17 protein-coding genes, 2 tRNA genes and 1 pseudogene are annotated in these 19,954 nt (G+C 72.5%); 11 read left to right on the top strand and 9 right to left on the bottom strand.

The window, feature by feature from the left end:
- The first annotated feature begins 81 nt into the window (after positions 1 to 81).
- Positions 82 to 1,338 (top strand): glutamate-5-semialdehyde dehydrogenase, encoded by a 1,257-nt coding sequence (locus FOF52_RS10960; RefSeq protein ID WP_248589870.1) that lies wholly within the window; start codon positions 82 to 84, stop codon positions 1,336 to 1,338.
- Positions 1,339 to 1,420: 82 nt separating this feature from the next.
- Here the strand turns inward: FOF52_RS10960 and FOF52_RS22165 are convergent, their stop codons facing one another.
- Together FOF52_RS22165 and FOF52_RS10955 are read right to left on the bottom strand one after the other, a co-directional pair.
- Complete coding sequence (locus tag FOF52_RS22165) at positions 1,421 to 1,561, bottom strand: hypothetical protein (RefSeq protein WP_425265547.1); 141 nt, start codon at positions 1,559 to 1,561, stop codon at positions 1,421 to 1,423.
- Positions 1,515 to 2,051 (bottom strand): AAA family ATPase, encoded by a 537-nt coding sequence (locus tag FOF52_RS10955; protein WP_248589869.1) that lies wholly within the window; start codon positions 2,049 to 2,051, stop codon positions 1,515 to 1,517. Before FOF52_RS10955 ends, FOF52_RS22165 begins: the two co-directional genes overlap by 47 nt.
- Before the next feature lie 244 nt (positions 2,052 to 2,295).
- On the opposite strand from FOF52_RS10955, the pseudogene FOF52_RS10950 reads away from it, so the two are divergent.
- Positions 2,296 to 2,778: pseudogene (locus FOF52_RS10950) on the top strand (DUF1349 domain-containing protein); the annotation flags it as partial.
- A gap of 16 nt (positions 2,779 to 2,794) precedes the next feature.
- Here FOF52_RS10950 and FOF52_RS10945 read toward each other — a convergent pair.
- Positions 2,795 to 4,771, bottom strand: coding sequence for a glycosyltransferase family 2 protein (locus FOF52_RS10945; RefSeq protein WP_248589868.1), 1,977 nt, complete (start codon positions 4,769 to 4,771; stop codon positions 2,795 to 2,797).
- Positions 4,772 to 5,257: 486 nt separating this feature from the next.
- A complete protein-coding gene (locus tag FOF52_RS10940; protein ID WP_248589867.1) occupies positions 5,258 to 6,301 on the bottom strand; it encodes a M48 family metallopeptidase in 1,044 nt (347 codons plus the stop codon).
- A 153-nt stretch (positions 6,302 to 6,454) separates the two neighbouring features.
- On the opposite strand from FOF52_RS10940, the gene nadD reads away from it, so the two are divergent.
- The 7 genes from nadD (at position 6,455) to FOF52_RS10905 (ending at position 13,343) form a co-directional block, all read left to right on the top strand.
- Positions 6,455 to 7,093 carry a nicotinate-nucleotide adenylyltransferase gene (gene nadD, locus FOF52_RS10935; RefSeq protein WP_282573368.1) on the top strand — a complete coding sequence of 213 codons (639 nt, stop codon included), beginning with the start codon at positions 6,455 to 6,457 and terminating at the stop codon, positions 7,091 to 7,093.
- Positions 7,094 to 7,131: 38 nt separating this feature from the next.
- Positions 7,132 to 7,536, top strand: a complete 405-nt coding sequence (gene rsfS / locus FOF52_RS10930; RefSeq protein ID WP_248589866.1) for a ribosome silencing factor — start codon at positions 7,132 to 7,134, stop codon at positions 7,534 to 7,536.
- 45 nt (positions 7,537 to 7,581) lie between these two features.
- Positions 7,582 to 8,208 (top strand): histidine phosphatase family protein, encoded by a 627-nt coding sequence (locus tag FOF52_RS10925; RefSeq protein WP_248589865.1) that lies wholly within the window; start codon positions 7,582 to 7,584, stop codon positions 8,206 to 8,208.
- A gap of 72 nt (positions 8,209 to 8,280) precedes the next feature.
- Positions 8,281 to 8,353: transfer RNA gene (locus tag FOF52_RS10920), tRNA-Ala, on the top strand.
- A gap of 587 nt (positions 8,354 to 8,940) precedes the next feature.
- Positions 8,941 to 9,013 (top strand) — tRNA-Ala (locus FOF52_RS10915).
- A gap of 492 nt (positions 9,014 to 9,505) precedes the next feature.
- Complete coding sequence (locus FOF52_RS10910) at positions 9,506 to 11,050, top strand: pectate lyase family protein (protein WP_425265482.1); 1,545 nt, start codon at positions 9,506 to 9,508, stop codon at positions 11,048 to 11,050.
- A gap of 253 nt (positions 11,051 to 11,303) precedes the next feature.
- Positions 11,304 to 13,343: an ATP-dependent DNA helicase gene (locus tag FOF52_RS10905; RefSeq protein WP_282573367.1), complete on the top strand. Its 2,040-nt coding sequence runs from the start codon at positions 11,304 to 11,306 to the stop codon at positions 13,341 to 13,343.
- Between the two features lie 16 nt (positions 13,344 to 13,359).
- Here the strand turns inward: FOF52_RS10905 and FOF52_RS10900 are convergent, their stop codons facing one another.
- From FOF52_RS10900 to FOF52_RS10890, 3 genes are all read right to left on the bottom strand, one after another.
- Positions 13,360 to 13,881 (bottom strand): DUF6315 family protein, encoded by a 522-nt coding sequence (locus FOF52_RS10900; RefSeq protein WP_248593827.1) that lies wholly within the window; start codon positions 13,879 to 13,881, stop codon positions 13,360 to 13,362.
- 198 nt (positions 13,882 to 14,079) lie between these two features.
- Positions 14,080 to 15,243 carry an AI-2E family transporter gene (locus FOF52_RS10895; protein ID WP_248593826.1) on the bottom strand — a complete coding sequence of 388 codons (1,164 nt, stop codon included), beginning with the start codon at positions 15,241 to 15,243 and terminating at the stop codon, positions 14,080 to 14,082.
- A 123-nt stretch (positions 15,244 to 15,366) separates the two neighbouring features.
- Positions 15,367 to 15,717: a hypothetical protein gene (locus tag FOF52_RS10890; RefSeq protein ID WP_248589864.1), complete on the bottom strand. Its 351-nt coding sequence runs from the start codon at positions 15,715 to 15,717 to the stop codon at positions 15,367 to 15,369.
- A 165-nt stretch (positions 15,718 to 15,882) separates the two neighbouring features.
- On the opposite strand from FOF52_RS10890, the gene FOF52_RS10885 reads away from it, so the two are divergent.
- Positions 15,883 to 17,304, top strand: a complete 1,422-nt coding sequence (locus FOF52_RS10885) for a hypothetical protein (protein WP_248589863.1) — start codon at positions 15,883 to 15,885, stop codon at positions 17,302 to 17,304.
- 8 nt (positions 17,305 to 17,312) lie between these two features.
- Here FOF52_RS10885 and FOF52_RS10880 read toward each other — a convergent pair whose 3' ends face one another.
- Together FOF52_RS10880 and FOF52_RS10875 are read right to left on the bottom strand one after the other, a co-directional pair.
- The gene (locus FOF52_RS10880) at positions 17,313 to 17,594 is read right to left on the bottom strand and encodes a VOC family protein (protein ID WP_248589862.1); all 282 of its coding nucleotides are present in this window, start codon (positions 17,592 to 17,594) and stop codon (positions 17,313 to 17,315) included.
- Positions 17,591 to 18,361 (bottom strand): glutamate racemase, encoded by a 771-nt coding sequence (locus FOF52_RS10875; protein WP_248589861.1) that lies wholly within the window; start codon positions 18,359 to 18,361, stop codon positions 17,591 to 17,593. Before FOF52_RS10875 ends, FOF52_RS10880 begins: the two co-directional genes overlap by 4 nt.
- A gap of 163 nt (positions 18,362 to 18,524) precedes the next feature.
- Here FOF52_RS10875 and FOF52_RS10870 point away from each other — a divergent pair, with 163 nt between their 5' ends.
- Entirely contained in the window at positions 18,525 to 19,943 is a 1,419-nt protein-coding gene (locus tag FOF52_RS10870; protein ID WP_248589860.1) for an FAD-binding oxidoreductase, read from the top strand.
- The last annotated feature ends 11 nt before the right edge of the window (positions 19,944 to 19,954 follow it).

The raw sequence follows: 19,954 nt of genomic DNA, 5'->3' as shown, positions 1-19,954 counted from the left end.
CCGCGGTCCCGAGCGGACCGCCGCCACGCACGCCGCCCCGTGCGGCGTGTTCGACCACCGACTGCAGAAAGCGAAGACACCATGACTGACATCGAGCGGGACGTCCGCGAGGTCGCTGAGCGCGCTCGGGATGCCGCCGCAGACCTCGCCCCGCTCAGCCGGGACGCCAAGGACGAGGCGCTCACCGCCGTGGCCGACGCACTCGGCGAACGGGCCGAGGAGATCGTCGCGGCCAACGCCGAGGACGTCTCCCGGGCCCGGGAGAACGGCACCAGCGAGGCCATGATCGACCGCCTCGCGCTCACCCCCGCCCGCATCGCCGCGATCGCCGACGCGGTCCGCGAGGTCGTCGAGCTCCCCGACCCGGTCGGCGAGGTCGTCCGCGGCAAGACCCTGCCCAACGGGCTGGAGCTGCGCCAGGTCCGGGTCCCGCTCGGTGTCATCGGCATCATCTACGAGGGCCGCCCCAACGTCACCGTCGACGCCGCCGCGCTCTGCCTCAAGAGCGGCAACGCCGTCCTGCTGCGCGGCTCCTCCTCGGCCTACTCCTCCAACACGGTGCTCACCGACGTGATCCGCCAGGCCCTGGCCGCGACCGCGGTGCCGGTGGACGCCGTGCAGCTGGTGCCCGGCAGGAGCCGCGAGTCGGTCAAGCACCTGATGCGGGCGCGCGGCCTGGTGGACGTGCTGATCCCGCGCGGCGGCGCCTCGCTCATCCAGACCGTGGTCAACGAGTCCACCGTCCCCGTCATCGAGACCGGCACCGGCAACTGCCACCTCTACGTCGACGAGGCGGCCGACCTCGACCGCGCCCTGGACATCGTGCTCAACAGCAAGGTCCAGCGCTGCTCGGTGTGCAACACGACCGAGACCCTGCTGGTCCACGCCGGCATCGCGGACGCCTTCCTGCCCAGGGTCCTGGCGGCGCTGCGCGAGGCCGGGGTCACCGTGCACGGCGACGAGCGGGTCCGCGCCCACGACGACGCCGTGGTGCCCGCCACCGAGGAGGACTGGGCCACCGAGTACCTCTCCCTCGACCTCGCCGCCCGCGTCGTCGACTCCCTGGACGAGGCCGTGGCGCACATCCGCACCTACTCCTCGGCGCACACCGAGGCCATCGTCACCGACTCCCAGTCGGCGGCGCGCCGCTTCGTCTCCCTGGTGGACTCCGCGGCCGTCATGGTCAACGCCTCCACCCGCTTCACCGACGGCGGCGAGTTCGGCTTCGGCGCGGAGATCGGCATCTCCACCCAGAAGCTGCACGCCCGCGGCCCGATGGGCCTGCCCGAGCTGACCTCCACCAAGTACGTGGTCACCGGCGACGGGCACGTCCGCTAGCCGCGTCGCACGGCCGGGCCGCGGCCCCCTGTCCCGCAGAGCGCCCGGGCAGGGGGCCGCGGTGGTTCGGGGCGACACGGGGTCAACCGTTCAGCCGTGCCTCCACAGCGGTCGGCCACCGGTCCGTGTGCGGGCACCGGGTGCGGATGTGCGCGAGCCCGGCCAGGGCGATGGCGTCAGGACCGTCGGAAGTCTTCCGGTGTCCGGGGTAGAGCCGTTCCAGATGCTTGGACGGGGCGGTGTCGCGGCCGCCGTCGACGAGCGTAGCCGGCCACCGTGCCACCGGAGCGCGTGGCTTCCTCGTTCAGCCGGGTCTTCCGGTGCCCCGCACCCAGGGAGTCGGTCCAGGGACGGTCGTAGCCCTCGCCGTGGAACCAGACGGTCTCGCTACGGAAGATCAGTTCGTCGTTGGCAGCGGGGACGAGGACGGCTTCGTAGCCGTTCGGGGCGAAGTCCAGCCTGATCCTGATGGCCGCGTCCCCCTTCGCGCCGTTGTGCAGCAGTACCCCGGCCCCGCCCGCCTGGCCCACGAACAGGTTGAGTTCGCCGTCCACGATCCGGCCGAGCAGCGCCAGTGCGGAGACGAAGTTGCTCTTGCCCGCTCCGTTGGCACCGACGAGGATGTTGAGATCACCGAGGTCGACCTTCGCCGAGCGGATCGATGTGAGTCCCTCGATGGTGATCGTCCGGATTCTGTGGGGGTCAGGGCACAACCCCAGACGTGTTGAGCTGAGAAGCAGGTGACGCGGGTGCCGGGCGGCCGCCGCGGGGGCCTTGTGCTCGCGGGCCCCGGTGGGCAAGGATCGTGGGAACGCTCCCACAGGCCTCGGGAGGCACCCATGAACGAACCGGTCGAACTGCCCGCCGTCCCCGCACCGCTGCACTGGTGGAACTCCCCCGTCAGCTACGCGATCGCGCCCCCCCGACCGCCTCGTCGTCGAGGCGGGGCCGGCCACCGACGTGTTCGCCGACCCGGGCGGGACGGCCCGGACGGCGAACGCGCCCGCGCTGCTGGCCGAGCTCGCCGGGGACTTCACCCTCGCCGCGCGGGTCGGACTCGACTTCCGCGCCACCTACGACGCCGGAGTGCTGTTCCTCCACGTCGACGAGGACAACCACGCCAAGCTGTGCCTGGAGCTGTCGCCCCGGGGCCGGCCCACGATCGTGTCGGTGGTGACCCGCGGCGGGACCTCCGACGACTGCAACTCCTTCGCGGTCGACGGCGACGTCCGGCTGAGGATCACCCGTACCGGCGGCGCGTACGCCTTCCACGCCGACACCGGGGACGGCTTCTGGCACCTGGTCCGCTACTTCGCGCTGCCCGGCCGCGCGCGGGTCGGCTTCCTCGCCCAGTCCCCCACGGGCGAGGGCCAGACCGTCTCCTTCGCGGAGATCACCCACACCACCACCCCGCCCGAGGACCTGCGCGGCGGGCAGTGACCCCCCGGAAGCGCCCCTAGCGGAGGAGGCCCGCCGCGCGCGCCAGGCGGCCCGCGCGGCGGCGCAGGGCCCGGTGGAGACGGCCGGCGAGGGCGCGGAGCCGCGGTGGCCGCTGCACCGTGACGGAGCAGCGGATCAGGCCCCGCGACAGCAGGATCCGCAGCGGAACGGGACGCTCCGCGGGGCCCACGGCGACCTGCCAGCGGCCCTGGCGGGGGACGGCGGGCAGGTCGGCGGTCAGCACCGCGTGGGGGCGGGCGGCCCCGGTCGGCTCGGTGCGCACGCTCGCGGTCCCCGCCACGTTCGCCCCGTCGCCCACCAGACGCAGCGGCAGGTCGACCGGCTCGTCGCCGGCGTGCAGGGCGAGCGGGATGCGCAGCCGCAGGCCGTCCCCGTTGCGCACGAGGGCGGGCCGCTCCTTCGTGGGGATGAGCGAGGCGAACTTCCGCCAGGTGGGGTCGGCCGTGACGACCAGGTGCCCCTTCCGGTTGTAGGCGGGAGTCACCAGGACCGGCGGTGCCCCGTCCACGCGCACGAAGGCGGGGACACGGCCCGCCTCCGCCCCGAGGGAGCGCAGCGGGCCGAGCGGGCGGTCGCAGCTGACCCCGCCCAGTTCGACGCGGGAGACGAACCACCACCGCCCCAGCAGGGGCGAGCCCAGGTTGCCGTGCGCCATGTCGAGTTCGACGGTCCCGCGCAGCCGTACGGTGAACCGGTCCGCTCCCGCCGGCTCCTCGACGCGGGTGAACGAGGTCGGCACCGTCACGTCCGCGCCGAGTTCCTTGTTGCGCGCGAAGGTCCGCAGCTTGATCCGATCCAGCGCCGCACCGACCTCGGCAGCGTGGCGCACCGGGGGCTCCGCGAGCGCCTCGGGGGGCAGGTCCCAGTGGACCGATCCGCCCGAGCGCACGAACTCCAGGGGACGCTGGTCGCTTGCGCGGACCAGGGTGCTCTCGACGTCCACGGACAGTGTCGCGCCGTCCCAGCGGTAACCGGTCACCGTGGTCCGCTGCGCCAGGTCGAGCTCGAACTCGGCGATCCGGCGGACGAGGTCGAACCGTCCGGTCCGCAGCGCGGCCGCGCGCAGCCGGGCGAAGGGGTTGAGCCTGGCGTCCACGCGCTCGGGGATACGGCGCCGGACCAGCGAGTGGGCAACGTTGTGCAGCGTGTCCGCGGTCGCCTGCGGCAGCTGCAGGTACTTGGCACCCTGCACCTGGCCCAGCAGTTTCGACCGGTACCACTGCGCGATCAGGGTGTCCTGGAACTCCCCGGGTTCGGTCTCGGCCTCGATGATGTCGATGATCCGCTCGACACTGCCGAGGTAGTCCGCGGGGTCGGGGGTGGCGAAGGAGATGTTCCCGAAGTCCTTGTGCCGCACCCAGTAGTAGCAGGTGTAGTCGTGCACCACCGAGACCGACCGGGCGCGCAGGTAGGCGGGGAGCATGAACATGTGGTCCTCCAGCCGGACCCTCCCCTCGGGGAAGCGCAGCCCGTGGGCGCGCAGGAACTCGGTGCGGAAGAGCTTGTGCACCGTGAGCGTGCTGAGCAGCAGGCGGTTGGCGCGCACGGTCCCGCCGGAGAGGGGCTTCTGGAAGATCTCCCGGGGCGCCCTGCGGCCGATGCCCGCCATCCGGCCGACGACGATGTCGGCGGAGTCCTCACGGGCCTTGGCGACCAGGCGTTCCAGCGCCTCGGTACCGAGGTGGTCGTCGTCGTCCATGAAGAGGAGGAACTCGCCCCGAGCCCGGTCCATGCCGATGTTGCGGGGGCGTCCGGGCCAGCCGGAGTTCTCGATGTGCACCACCGAGAAGTTCTCCTCGGCCGCCAGTTCGGCGTCGAGCAGCTCCCCGGTTCCGTCGGTGGAGCCGTCGTCGACGTAGATCACCTCGAAGCGGGAGCGCGGCAGAGTCTGGGAGCGCAGCGACTCCAGTCCTTCCAGCACCCCCCGGCCGGTGTTGTGGACCGGAATGACGACGGTCACGTCCATGGACATCGTTCCTCCCGCGGTGGCTGTCCGGCGAATTCGCCGACCGAGAATGCGGCGTCGAGAGCAGACACCGAGCTGACTGGTCTCCACACACTTACATCACTCGTGTCAACCGTCATTGGTTGACGGAATCGTGCATCCTTTCTCTATTCCGCAGAAACGGGTCGTGGCGGAGCGGAGCGCCGGGCCGGGGCGGAGTGGGGGGAGCCGGACCTGGAGAGTCCGTTCTCACCTGGGCATATGCCGAACGGAACGGAGGGTGGGGGACCGGGGCTGCGGGAGGGGGAACCGGACGCGGCCCTGGGCGTTTCGCTGTGTGAATTCTGTCACGGCCTATCGGGGGTGCGCTGGCATTCCGGTTTTCTTACCTGGATTTTAAATTTCCTATTCTTCTGAAAACGGAAAAGCCGGGTGTGCGGCGCACTTCCCGGCTTCGGATTCTGTGGGCCCGCCGTCCGGCCGGCTCGCGGCCGCGCCGGGACCAGCGGGGGATCAGGCGGAGCCGCGGCGTCCCGCCGGACCGTTCTTCCACCGGTCCGCCACCGTGTCGAAGATCTTGCCCCCGGTGGCCGCCGCACCGCCCACGACGTCGCGCAGCGTCCCCACCAGCGGGTCGGCGGTGCGCTCCCAGGCCTCCCGGTAGGACTGGGCGGCGCTGCGGGCCTCCTCGCCGATCCGGGCGTCGGCGTCGGTGTCGCGGCGCGGGTAGTCCCCGTCGAGGATGCGCCGGTAGTCGCCGTCCTTGATCCAGCGGTCCAGTTCGGCGAGCCGGACCACCGCGAACGGGTGGGTGTGCCCCTGGGTGATCAGCAGCTTCAGGAAGCCGTCGCGCACGTCCTCGGCCGCGTCGTACTCCCGGGCCTGCTCCAGGAACGCGTCGACGTTCATCTCGGCCAGCCGCGACCCCCCGGCCATCTTCATCAGCGCCCGCTTGGCCGCCTCCGGGTCCTGCGCGGCCAGCAGCCCGGCGCGGTCGCAGGACAGCTCCGACTTGCGGTACCACTCCTCCAGCGCCGCGACGATCGCGCGCAGGCCGACGTAGCCCAGCGGGATCCACGCGACCCGCGCCGCCAGCCGGACCAGCGCCAGCAGCATCGTGCGGTACACGGCGTGCCCGGACAGGATGTGGCCCACCTCGTGGCCCACGACGAACCGCTGCTCCTCGGCGTCGAGCAGGTCGAACAGCCCGGTGGTCATGACGATGAAGGGGCGGTCGCTGCCGATCGCCATGGCGTTGGGCTGCGGGTTCATCTGGATGTACAGCTCGGGGACCCGGTCGAGGTCCAGGATGTAGGCGGCGTCGCGCACGTAGTCGTGGACGTCGGGGAACTGGCGTTCGTCCACCCGCACGGCGCTGGCGAGGAACATCAGCCGCAGCGCCCGCTCGTTGAACAGGCCGGACAGACGTTTGAAGAGGTCGTCGAAGCCGCGCAGCGACCGCAGGGCGACCAGTGCGCCGCGATCCGCCGGATGCTCGTAGGCGCGGGAGGAGATGTCGCGGAGTCGGATACGGGCGCGGTCAGGAGTAGTCGGCATGTCTGCATGCTATGCGTGACCATTCCGTAATTCCATGCCTTGCGCGGGCACGGCGGCGCCTCTTCGGCGGGGCCGCGCGAAGCGGCCGGAACGGGGCGGACTACCCTCGGAACCGGAGGACCAGCCCCGACCACCGGGGACGAGACGAGAGCGTTGACCGTGCCCGAGGAGAAGACGACCACGCGGGGGAAGAGACCTCCGCGCCGCATCGGCATCATGGGCGGCACCTTCGACCCCATCCACCACGGACACCTGGTGGCCGGCAGCGAGGTGGCCCACCTGTTCGACCTCGACGAGGTGATCTTCGTCCCCGCGGGACACCCCTGGCAGAAGCAGCGCAGGGGGAGCCGGGTCACCCCGGCCGAGCACCGCTACCTGATGACGGTGATCGCCACCGCGGAGAACCCCCAGTTCCGGGTGAGCCGGATCGAGATCGACCGGGAGGGCCCGACCTACACCATCGACACCCTGCGGCAGATGCGCCAGCAGTACGGCCCTGACGTGGAACTGTTCTTCATCACCGGGGCGGACGCGCTGGGCGCTATTCTGAGCTGGCACAACGCGGATGAACTCTTTGAACTCGCGCATTTCGTAGGCTGTAACCGACCGGGGCACCGGCTCACCGACTCCGGCCTGCCCGAGGGCAAGGTCTCCCTGGTGGAGATCCCCGCCCTGGCCATCTCCTCGACCGAGTGTCGGGAGCGGGTCCGCAAGGGCGAGCCCATCTGGTACCTGGTGCCCGACGGCATCGTCCGCTACATCAACAAGACCGGGCTCTACCTCGATGACTAGGAGGCGGGGTAGCGGCCCATGAGAGGCAGCTAGCACCTGTGACCGCCACGGACCGGACCGTTGAACTCGTCGGCATCGCCGCCGCCGCAGCAGCCGACAAACTCGCCCAGGACATCGTCGCCTACGACGTCAGCGACCAGCTCGTCATCACCGACGCCTTCATGCTGTGCTCCGCACCCAACGACCGCCAGGTCAGGGCCATCGTCGACGAGGTCGAGGAACGCCTGCTGCGCCAGGCGGGCGCCAAGCCTGTGCGCCGCGAGGGCGAGCGCGACGGCCGCTGGGTGCTGCTGGACTACATCGACCTCGTCGTGCACGTCCAGCACGAGGAGGAGCGCGGCTACTACGGCCTGGAGCGGCTGTGGAAGGACTGCCCGGAGATCGCCCTGCCGGAGGGGGCCCGGGGAGCCGACCGTGTCGTGGACGGCCCGGACAGCCGTTGAGCCGCCGCACCATCCGCAGCCTCTTTTTCGGACAGGAGTGAGCCTGTGGCCGAGACACGCCGTGTGATCTGCTGGCGCCACGGACAGACCGACTGGAACGTCGAGAACCGTTTCCAGGGGCAGCTCGACATCCCCCTGAACAAGACGGGCATCGCCCAGGCCGAACGGGCCGCCCAACTGCTCGCCCTGCTGCGCCCCGACGCGATCATCGCCTCCGACCTGCGGCGGGCCTCCGACACCGCGCACGCCCTGGCGCGGATCACGGGACTGACCGTGACCCACGACCCCGCGCTGCGCGAACGCTTCGGCGGCCCGTGGGAGGGGCTGTCCCGTGCCGAGATCGCCGCGGGCTGGCCCGAGCAGCTGCCGACCATGGACATCCCCGGCGGGGAGGACATGCCCACCGTCGGGGCACGGGTGGCCGAGGCCATCGAGCGCGGCCTGGAGAAGGTGCCCGAGGGCGGCACGCTCGTCGTCGCCAGCCACGGCGCGGCCCTGCGCGCGGGGATCCACACCATGCTCGGCCTGCCTCCGGACCAGCTGGAGGCTCTGGGGTCGCTGAGCAACTGCTCCTGGTCCGTGCTCGGCCCCCGCCGCCTCGGCGGCTGGCGCCTGCTGGAGCACAACGCGGGCACCCTGCCCGAGGACAAGGTGCTGGGCGACGACCGTTAACCGTTTCGACTAACGCGGAGAATTCCGCTATCGTTCTGGGAGTCGGCGGGCAGCGGCCCGCAGACTCCGCAAGGGGCTATGGCGCAGTTGGTAGCGCGCTTCCATGGCATGGAAGAGGTCTGGGGTTCGAATCCCCATAGCTCCACAGCGTTCGACACGAACAGAAGCCGCCCCGCCTCCCGGCGGGGCGGTCGTGTTTCTCGGAGCCGGACGGAAACCGCGGCCGGGCCACGCGACGGCGAGAGCCCCGTCCCCGACGGAAGAGAGCCGAAGAGCGCGGCCCGCACGCGGGCCCACCGTCGTCGCGGCCCTCCGAAGCGCCGGCAGCGACCCCCGCTTCCCAGCCGCCACGCGGCCGCCCCGTCGCCCGTGCTGGTAAGCGCATTCCGTGCGAGTTTCCCGGTGGGGTCGCCGTCGCGGGCGGAGGGCGGCGGGCAGGGACCGCCCGAGAGGTCGGACCGGTGCCCGTCGCGGTGCGGTGGCGCGGTCCACGGTGCCCACGGCCCCCTCGGCGCCGTCTCCCGGGGCCGCTCCTGGGCGAGGGGCGCCCGGGACGGACCCGGGGCGACCGGGGAGCGGGGCCGGGGCGGCGGGAGGGGGCCGGCGCCGCTCACCCGCCGGAGCCGCTGGTCCCGGCGGGCGAGCGGGGGCGGGGACACGGGCTGCCCGCCGCGCGCGGCACGGGATGGACGGAGCACCCCCCAAGATCCGGTAGAGTTGTTCCTGCCGCAAGGGGCTATGGCGCAGTTGGTAGCGCGCTTCCATGGCATGGAAGAGGTCTGGGGTTCGAATCCCCATAGCTCCACGTCGAGGCCCGCGAGGTCGACGGACTCCGTCCGTCCCCCTCGCGGGCCTGTTGCTTTTCGGGGGCCTCCGGGGCGTTCGCCGGCCGGCTCGCGGACGGTGCACGGGAGCCGGTCCGACCTCTCCGGCCGGAGGGGGCCGCGTTGTCTCCGGGCCCCGCAGAGCGGCGGGCGCGCCGCGGCCGGTCCCGTACGCCGGGAGGCGCCCACCGGTGACGGCTTCCCCGCCCCCACCGTGCCGCCCCGGCCGCGACAGGGCGCCCCGTGCGGCCCGCCGCGCCCTCGACGGGCGCTCCGGGCCGGCGGCGCGGTGGAGGCCACCCGAATCCGAAATTTTCGGGAGTCGGGGAACCCGCAGGACACAGCGGTGAGGGACAGCCGAAACAGAGAGTTTCCCCACACTCGGGCGTCCCGTCCCCCTTGACACGGAAAGCGCTTTCTCTATTCTCAAGGAAAGCACCTCGGTGCTTACGCTCTACTACGGAAGGTGAGCAGTGGGACGATCCATTGCGCGTCGACTCGTGTCGACGCTGGCCACTGCGGCCCTGGTGACCGCTGGTCTGGCCCTGCCGATGGCCTCGGCGTCGGCGCAGACCGGCAGCGCCACGGGTTACGCGGCCCAGAACGGTGGCACCACCGGCGGCGCGGGCGGACAGCGGGTGCGGGCCACCACCGGGACCCAGATCCACCAGGCCCTGTGCGCACGGCCCAGCACCAGCACCCCGATCATCATCGAGGTCGAAGGAACCATCAACCACGGCAACACCTCCAAGGTGTCGGGAAGCGGTTGCGACACCGCCGACGACGTGATCGAGCTCAAGAAGGTCAGCAACGTCACGATCGTCGGCGTCGGCCGCGGAGCCGTGTTCGACCAGCTGGGCATCCACATCCGGGAGTCCAGGAACATCATCATCCAGAACGTGACCATCCGGAACGTCAAGAAGTCCGGCTCTCCCACCTCCAACGGCGGTGACGCCATCGGGATGGAGAAGGACGTCCGCAACGTCTGGGTGGACCACGTCACCCTGGAGGCCTCGGGCGGGGAGTCGCAGGGCTACGACGGCCTCTTCGACCTGAAGAACAACACCCAGTACGTCACCCTCTCCTACAGCATCCTGCGCAACTCCGGCCGCGGCGGCCTGGTCGGGTCCAGCGAGAGCGACCGCTCCAACAGCTACATCACGTACCACCACAACCTGTACGAGAACATCGACTCGCGTGCCCCCCTGCTGCGCGGCGGCGTGGCGCACATGTACAACAACCACTACGTGGGGCTGAACAAGTCCGGCATCAACTCCCGTGCCGGGGCCCGCGCGAAGGTGGAGAACAACTACTTCAAGAACTCCAAGGACGTCCTGGGCACCTTCTACACCAACGAGAGGGGCTACTGGGAGGTCCGGGGCAACATCTTCGACAACGTGACCTGGTCCAGCCAGGGCAACGAGAACTACCCCGCCGGCCCCAACCCGCAGTCCACCACGTCGGTGAGCATCCCGTACTCCTACCGGATGGACGACGCCGGCTGCGTGCCGCAGGTCGTGGCGCAGACCGCGGGCGCCAACAAGGGCAACCGGGTCTCGGACGGCAACTGCCGGTCGCAGGACCCGGGGCCGGGCGATCCCGGCCCCGGTGACCCCGGTCCCGGCGACCCGGGCCCGGGCGACCCGAACCCCGGCGGCCCCAACCTCAGCCTCGGGGCCGGCGCCGACGGCTCCAGCAAGGCCAGCGGGACCAGCTACGGCAACGTCATCGACGGCAACATGAGCACCTACTGGTCGCCGAGCGGCTCGACCGGTCGCATCTCGGTCAAGTGGGGCTCCACCACCACGGTGTCGGCGATCAACATCCGCGAGGCGGCCGGGGCCGAGGGCAACATCGGCTCCTGGCGGGTCGTCAACAACGACACCGGAGCTGTCCTGGCCACCGGCAGCGGAGCGGGCGTCATCACCTTCGCCCCGACGACGCTGCGCAAGATCAACTTCGAGATCACCAGCTCGAACGGCACACCGCGCGTCGCGGAGTTCGAGACCTACGGTTAACCGCCGCACGACGGCGGAACCGGCCCGGCCGAGTCCGGGACCGGCAGGGTGGCCCCGGCGGTCCGATCCGCCGGGGCCACCCCCGTGCGCGCTCCCCGGTGGCGGCCGACGCCCGCCCGGCACGGACGCGGCGCGGGGAAGGGGCGCAGCCCCCGCCGCCGGCGGCGGGGAGACGCCGACGGGCGACCGGCGGGCCCGGGTCCGCTGTGGACAACCGGCGGTGCGCGGTCCGCAGGAGGGGTACTGTCGGTGCGTGTCTGATCTTCCCGACGTCGAAACACTCCTCGACGCCGCCGTGCGCGCGCTCGACGGCACCCGGCGCGACGGCCAGGTCGCGATGGCCCGGGCGGTGGCCGAGGCGGTCGAGGCCGGCGAGCACCTCGTCGTGCAGGCCGGCACCGGAACCGGAAAGTCCCTGGGCTACCTGGTTCCGGCACTGCGCCACGCCGTCGCCGAGAACACCACGGTCGTGGTCTCCACCGCCACTATCGCGCTGCAGAACCAGCTCATCGGACGCGACCTGCCGCGCCTGACCGAGGCCCTGGAGCCGCTGCTGGGCCGCCGCCCCGTCTTCGCCATCCTCAAGGGGCGGCGCAACTACCTGTGCCGCCACCGGCTGGAGGGGGCCGCGGCGGGCCCCGAGGAGACCGAGCTGTTCGACCCGCACCTGCTGTCCTCCCTCGGCCGCCAGGTGCGCCGCCTCCACGAGTGGGCCGAGGAGACCCCCACCGGCGACCGCGACGACCTGGTGCCGGGGGTCAGCGACCTGGCCTGGCGGCAGGTCTCCGTGGGCGCCAACGAGTGCATGGGGGCGCAGCTGTGCCCGTTCGGCGACGACTGCTTCGCCGAACTGGCCCGCGCCGAGACCGTCGGCGCCGACGTCGTCGTCACCAACCACGCCCTGCTGGCCATCGACGCGGTCCAGGGCTACCGCCTGCTGCCCGAACACGACCTGCTGCTCGTCGACGAGGCCCACGAGCTCGTCGACCGGGTCACCGCGGTGGCCACCGGCGTCCTCAGCGACCGGAGCGTCGGCGTCGCCGCGAAACGGGCCGCCCAGGTCTGCGGCGTCGAGCTCACCGAGCAGCTCGCGGAGGCCGCCGACGGGCTGGCGCTGATGGTCGCCGACACCCCGGTCGGCCGTCTCGACCACCTTCCCGACGCGCTGGCCACCGCCGTGGCGGCGGTCCGCGACGCCGCGCACGCCTGCCTCTCCGCGCTCCCCGAACGCCCCAAGGACGACCCCGACGCGGCCAGCGCCCGCCGGCTCGCGCTGGCCGCGCTGGAGGAGGTGCACCGCACCGCCGAGCGGATCCTCGCCTGCGTGCAGCAGCCCCTCCGCGAACGGCGGGACGTGGTGTGGCTGGCCAGGGGGGCCCGGCAGACCCCCGGGCTGCGCGTCGCCCCCCTGGCCGTCGACCGGGTGCTGCGCCAGGCACTGTTCACCGACCGCACCACCGTGCTCACCTCCGCCACCCTCGCGCTCGGCGGCTCCTTCGACCTCATGGCGCGGCAGTGGGGGCTGGACCTCGCCGCCGAACCCCACGGGGCCGCCCAGGGGGCCGGGGAACCCGCGGAGGAGCCCGCCGCCGAGGAGGAGGGGGAGCGGCCCCGGTGGCGTGCCCTCGACGTCGGATCGCCGTTCGACCACGCGCGCAGCGGGATCCTCTACGTCGCCCGGCACCTGCCGCCGCCGGGACGGGACGGCCTGCACCCCGCCTACCTCGACGAGATCGCCGAGCTGGTCGAGGCCGCGGGAGGACGCACCCTCGGCCTGTTCTCCTCCACCCGCGCGGCCGTCCAGGCCGCCGAGGAGCTCCGGGAGCGCCTGAAGTACCCGATCCTGTGCCAGGGGGACGACTCCACCGGCCAACTGGTCAGAGAGTTCGCCGAGGACGAGGCCACCTGCCTGTTCGGCACGCTCTCCCTGTGGCAGGGGGTGGACGTTCCGGGGCCGTCGCTGCAACTGGTCGTCGTCGACCGCATCCCCTTTCCCCGCCCCGACGACCCGCTGTCCTCGGCGCGCCAGCGCGCGATCGGCGCGGACGGCGGCAACGGGTTCCTCGCGGTCGCGGCCACCCACGCCGCGCTGCTGCTGGCCCAGGGGACCGGCCGGCTGCTGCGGTCGGTCCACGACAGGGGGGTGGTGGCGGTGCTCGACCCGCGGTTGGCCACCGCCCGCTACGGCGCGTTCCTGCGCGCCTCGCTGCCGCCGTACTGGGGGACCACCGATCCCGAGGTGGCCCGCGCGGCCCTGCGCCGGCTCGACGAGGCGGCGTCGCGGGCGGCCTGAGGCCGCCGTACGGCGGTCAGCGCGACGAGCGGAAGCCGAACAGGCGGACCGCGTAGCCCGGACCGTCGTCGGAGGGCTGGATGTGCCAGCGGTCGCCGTGCTCCCCGGTGGTCAGCTCGTACCACACCAGGTCGATGAGCTTGAGCCGGGCCACGATCGAGGAGTTGGGATCCAGCACGAGGGAGTACGTCCGGTCGCTCAACCGCTGGGTGATCATGCCGACGGGCTGGCTGTCCCAGATCGCGGGGACCGGGGCGTGGCCGACCTCCACCCCGCACAGGCGCAGCTGCTCCACCTCCTCCTCCAGCGCCTCGGCGGCGAGCGCGTCGTCCAACCGCAGCGCGTCCTCCAACTCGTCGCGGTCGTCGTCGTCGCGCATGTAGGCGTGGTAGGTCCGCCGCCCGCAGGAACGGCACAGCCGCCACACCACGCACCGGACCGCGCCGTAGGCCGACTGGGCCTCCCCGATGCCCCGGTGCGGGCTGACCAGGCGGATCGCCCCGCAGTCACAGCACAGGGCGGTCAACTCCTGTTTCATCCTCACGATCCCCCTCCCACGAGTGAGTATGCGACGGGCCTCCCCCGCGGGGGAACCGATTCCGCCAGGAGGTTCCTACAAACTGTCCCCACCGCTGTCCAAAAATTCCTTCTCGCCCCCATTGCCGGTTTGTTGGGCTTGAACTGTGGTGGTGCGGAAGAGTAGGTTGCCGCCCGTTTCGCCCCCGTCCGGCGGTGGTCACTCCGGTTCGGGCTGCTTCGTGTCGGCCGCGGAGGACCCCCCGGGGCGGGGCCCGTTCCCGGCCGGGGAGTCGGGGGGAGGCTCCCCCTGCGGCTGGTCCTCGGCCGCCCCGGCGGCCAGCAGCGGGTGCTCGGCCACCTCGTAGCGCCTGATGTAGAAGCTGAGGAAGGTCTGCATGCTGGCCCCGGCGGGCAGGGCCAGCAGCGCCCCGGGTGCGCCCAGGATGGCCACGCCGGCCAGCACCGACCCGAACGCCACGGCGGGGTGCATGTCCAGGGTGCGGGCGGTGATGCGCGGCTGCAGGAGGTAGTTCTCGAACTGCTGGTAGACGGTGACGAACACCAGCACCCACACCGCCGGCCACAGCCCGTCGAGCAGCGCCACCAGCACCGGCAGCGCCCCGCCGATGTAGGTGCCCACCGTCGGGATGAACTGCGACAGCACTCCCATCCACAGGGCCAGCGCGAACGCGAACGGGATGTCCATCGCCGCCAGCAGCACGTAGTGCGCGACCGCGCAGATCAGGGCGAGCAGCGCCCGGGAGTAGATGTAGCCGCCCGTCTTGTCGATGGCGATCTCCCAGGCGCGCAGCACCTCCCGCTGCGTGCGCGGCGGCAGCACCGAGCAGAGCGTGCGCCGGAACCGGGGGCCGTCGGCACACAGGTAGAAGGTGAACAGCGCGATCGTCAACCCGTCGAACAGCAGCGCCAGCACCGTGGAGCCCGCCCCCACCACGTTGCCCGCGAGCTGCGAGGCGTACTCCTGGACCAGCCCGCTGACGCTCGTCAGCTCGCTCAGCAGCGTCGTGGGGGAGAAGTCGGTGTTGAAGGTGCTGTTGACCCAGGACAGCAGCGACCGCGTCATCCGGGGCAGTTCCGAGACGAACGCGACGACCTGGCCGACGAGCATCGACCCCAGCACCGTCAGGAACAGCACCAGTGTCCCGCCCGCCACCAGCATCACCGCCCCGGTGGCCAGGCCGCGGGGCCAGCGGTGCCGGTGCAGCCAGTTCACCGCGGGCTCCAACGCCAGCGCCAGGAACAACGAGATCAGCAACAGCAGCAGCAGCCCCTGCAACTGCACGAACAGCCACCAGGCCAGAGCCGCGAGCGTCACCACCCACACCACCAGCAGCAGTGCGCGCAGCAGCCACGGCGGCATCTGGGAGCCGACGGGGCCGTCGGGCGGGGCGGGACTCCCGGAGGGCGGGCGGTGCCGCACGGATTCGGGCTCGGAGGCACTCATCAGGGGCGCCACCCTTCGTCTCACAGCGGGGAACGAGAATCAGTCGTCGAGGGAGAGTCGGCGCTTGTTGCGGGCGGTCCACTCCCGCATGCGCTTGGGGTAGCCGACAATGTTCACGTCGTAGGCGGGAGCGGCGAGCCGGTGGGCGACCCGGCGCAGCACCTCGGGGGAACCGACCCGGCGGCGGATCCACTCCCCGTCGTGGGCCACCGCCACGGCAGTGGTCCCGGTGGCGAAGGTCTCGGGCTCGACGTAGAACTCCACACCCGTCCGGCTCTTGGCGAACTCGATCAGCGCCTTGACGTCGGAGTCCTCAGCCGGGCGGTCGTAACGCACCTTCCTGCCCCGGCGCTGCGCCCTGCGCAGCCCGAAGCGGTCCAGCCAACCCATACCGTACTTCTCCTGTCGGTGTCTGCCACAACAAGCCCCCGAAACTCCCCCGTGATCCGGTGCTGTCGACTTTACAAGGACACCGTCAAGGTCCCCGTGTCCATCGGTCCTCCCGGTGACCTCCTTGATACTTTCGGTGGCTGATCCGGAGGGTGGGAGCACCGCATGACGCTGTGGACCTGGGCGGAGGAGACCGCCGACAAGACACGGGCCGACGGACACGAGCAACTGGCCGCCGCACTGGTACGCCTGCCGGAGCTGGCCGCGCTGGGCGACGCCGACCGTATCGCCGCCGAACTGCCCGCCGCGCTGCGCGCCGCCGCGGAACCCGGGGCGCCGCCCTGGGCCGCACACTACCTGAGGCACTGGCACCTCGGCGCGCGGATCGTCCACCAGCAGGCGGGAACGGTCGCGCTGGCCGAGGCCGCGGAGCTGGCCCGTGCCGCGCACGCCGACCCCGCCCACTGCCCGCCCGGCGCCTGCCCAGCGGTGAACGCGGCCGCCTGCCACGCCAACATCGACGGCCCCGGCCGCGTCGTGCAGCGCGAACTCCTGCTCACCGAGGCGCTGGAGCACGCCGAACCCGGCACTCCCGCGCACGTGTCGCTGACCGCGGCCTTCGCCGATCTGCTCGGCGACGCGGGACGCCCCGGCGAGGCCCTCGAACTCCTCGACACCCAGGACCGGAGGGTGCGCGGCGAGGCGGAGTGCGCCCTGGCCCGGGTGCGCGCGCTGCGCCTGCTGGACCGCGACAACGAGGCGCTGTCCGTCCTGGACCGGCTGAACAGTGAGACCGCGGTCCTGCGCGGCCCCGAGGCGGCCCGCGAGGACGTGGGCGACCGGGTCCGCTTCGAACGCGCCCGCCTGCTCGCCTGGCTGGCCCGCGCCGGGCGGCGGACGGTGGACGACGCCGCGGCGGCCCTGCCGCCGGTCGACCGGGCCCAGGCCCGCCCGTCCCTGCGGCCGCTGTGGGCGGAGGCCGTCGAGGACCTGGACGCGGTGGGCGCGGGCGGCAACGACTGGCGGCTCGGCGTCCGCCTCACCGGCTGGGTCCGCCACCTGGAACGGGTCGGGGCCCACCGCCCCCGCCTGGAACTGGCGCTGCGGGCGGCCCGGCTCGCGCTGCGCCGCGGCGCCCGCTGGACCGCGCGCGGCATGGTGGAGCAGGCCCAGGCGGCCGCGGTGCACCTGCGCCGCGACGACGAACTCATGGCCGACCTCGCCGAGGTCCGCGACGGTGTCCGCGCGCTCGGCCTGCCGTCCACCCCCGTCCCCGCGCCGCGCATGGGGTCCTGGCTGTGGAGCGACCAGGGCCGGGGGCTCGGCCCGGAGCAGCGGGCCGACCTGCTCCTGGCTGCCCTGGACGCCTGCCCCGGCGACACCGCGCTCCTGGGCCACCTGGGGCACGTCGGGCGCGAACTCGACCTCGCCCGGTGCGCGGCCCGGGAGCAGTGGGCCCGGGTCCGCGCCCTGCCCGCCGACCTCGACGCGGCCCTCGGGCTGCTGGAGTCGCTGCTGCACGACGAGGACACCGAGGGGGTGCGGGAGCTGGTCCGCCTCCTGGCCGGCGCGGCGGCACGCGCCTGAGGACCGCCTCAGGCGCCCCTGACCTCCACGGTGCGGCCGTCGGGGTCGCGGACGGTCCGCGGCTGCGGCGGCGCGCCGGGAACGGTGAGACCGATCCGGAGCCGCCCGGTCGGCGGGCGTCCACCGCTCGGGTAGAGCTCGACGACGGAGCCGTCGGCGAGGACCGCGGCGTAGTGCTCGGGGCCGGTGCCGTGCTGTTCGGCAACCAGGTCCAGTCCCAGGCCCGCGTAGAACTCGCGGCACTCCGCCAGGCGGTCGGTGTAGATCACCAGCAGGTTCAGTGCGGTCACGCGGCGGCCTCCGTGGTCAGCAGTGCTCCGGCCCGGTAGGCCAGCGCGGCTTCGGGCAGCCGCGCGGGACGGCCGCTGGCGTACACCCGCAGTTCCCCGGTGCGGGGCGCGTCGGGGCGGGGGGCTGCGCCCAGCCGCCGCAGGGTCTGCGCGGCGACCGCGTCCGCGGCGGTGAACAGCGTCACCCGTTCGCCCAGCGCCGCCGTGATGGCCTCGCCCACCAGGTCGTAGTGGGTGCAGCCGAGCACGACCGCCGACACGTCGGCCGGGGTGTGCGCGGCGGCGCGGTCCACGGCCTCGCCCACCGCGACCGGGTCGGCGCGCTCCACCGCGTCGGCCAGCCCCGGGCAGGCGACCGGGGTCACCTCGACCCCGCGCGCGAACCGGTCGATGAGGTCGCGCTGGTAGGGGCTCCCAGTGGTGGCCGGGGTCGCCCAGATCGCGAACGGCGCGCCCCGGTCCGCGGCGGGTTTGACCGCCGGGACGGTGCCGATCACCGGGATGCGGGGCTCCAGTTCGGCGCGCAGCGCCTGCAGTGCGTGCACCGAGGCGGTGTTGCACGCCACCACGAGGGCGTCGGGGCGTTCACCGAGGACCGCCCGCGCCCCAGCCAGGGCCCGGCCGACGATCTCCGGCACGCTGCGCGGCCCCCAGGGCATGTGGTCGGGGTCCATGGAGAGGATCAGGTCCGCGTCCGGGCGGACCCGCCGCAGTGCGGCCGCGGTGGAGAGCAGACCGATCCCCGAGTCGACTAATGCGATGCGCACGCCAGCCGATGATATGCGCAAAACCGGGAAACGCCGCGTAACGTCCCCGGGGCCGCCGTGGCGCGGAGTTAGGGTGATCCCACACCGGCGCCCCGGCCGCCGCGGGCCGGACCCGAAGCCACACGGTTTCCCGCGGGACACGCGGGTGAGAAGTGGGTGAACAGTGATCCGACAGCCTTCCGTGTCCAACCTCGCCGATCACACGAACGCGGTGTACGAACTGCGCCGCGCCTACGCGAAACTGCCGGCGGACACGCCGGTACGCCTGGCCAAACCGACCTCCAACCTCTTCCGCTTCCGGAGCCGCGACGCCGCCGCCCGCCTCGACGTCAGCGCCTTCACCTCGGTGATCAGCGTCGACCCCGACACCCGGACCGCGGAGGTGGGAGGCATGACCACCTACGAGGACCTGGTCGCCGTCACCCTGCGGCACGGGCTCATGCCGCTGGTGGTGCCGCAGCTGCGCACCATCACCCTGGGCGGGGCCGTGACCGGGCTGGGCATCGAGTCCTCCTCCTTCCGCAACGGGCTGCCGCACGAGTCGGTGGAGGAGATGGAGATCCTCACCGGCAGCGGCGAGGTCGTGGTGGCCCGACGCGACAACGAGCACCGCGACCTGTTCCACGGCTTCCCCAACTCCTACGGGACCCTCGGCTACGCCCTGCGGCTGCGCATCCGCCTCGAACCGGTCCGCCCCTACGTCCACCTCCGCCACCTGCGCTTCGACGACGCCGCGCAGACCATGACCGCGCTGGAGCGGATCTGCGCGGAGCGCTCCCACGAGGGCGAGGCGGTCGACTTCGTCGACGGGGTGGTCTTCGCGCGCGACGAGCTGTACCTGACCCTGGCCACCTTCACCGACCGCGCCCCCTGGACCAGCGACTACGGCGGAACCGACATCTACTACCGGTCGATCCCCCGCTACGCGGGCCCCGGCCCCGGCGACTACCTGACCGTGCACGACTACCTGTGGCGGTGGGACACCGACTGGTTCTGGTGCTCGGGCGCCCTGGGCGTGCAGCATCCCGTGGTGCGCCGCCTGTGGCCGCGCTCCCTGAAGCGCTCCGACGTCTACCGCAGGCTCGTCGCCCTGGACCGGCGCACCGACTTCAGCCGCCTGCTCGCCTACTACCGGGGGCAGCCCCCCAGGGAACCGGTCATCCAGGACATCGAGGTGGAGGTGGGCCGCGGCGCAGAGTTCCTCGACTTCTTCCACACCGAGATCGGCATGTCCCCGGTGTGGATGTGCCCGCTGCGGCTGCGGGAGGAGCCCTCCTCCGGAGGGGAGGCGGAACCGGTCTGGCCGCTGTACCCCCTCAGGGCGCACCGGCTGTACGTCAACTTCGGTTTCTGGGGCATGGTTCCCGTCCGCCCCGGCCGGGGCAGGACCTACCACAATCGGGCGATCGAGGAGGAGGTGACCCGGTTGGGCGGGCACAAGTCGCTCTACTCGGACGCCTTCTACGACGAGGACGAGTTCTGGCGGCTCTACAACGGGGAGGCCTACCGCAAACTGAAGGCCGCCTACGACCCCGGGAACCGGTTGCTCGATCTGTACGCCAAATGCGTCGACAGCGGGTGAGAGGGAGAGGT

The organism is Thermobifida alba, from assembly GCF_023208015.1.
Lineage (GTDB): Bacteria > Actinomycetota > Actinomycetes > Streptosporangiales > Streptosporangiaceae > Thermobifida > Thermobifida alba.
The sequence above is the reverse complement of the archived record's forward strand: the minus strand, read 5'-3'. Positions and strand labels throughout refer to the sequence as shown.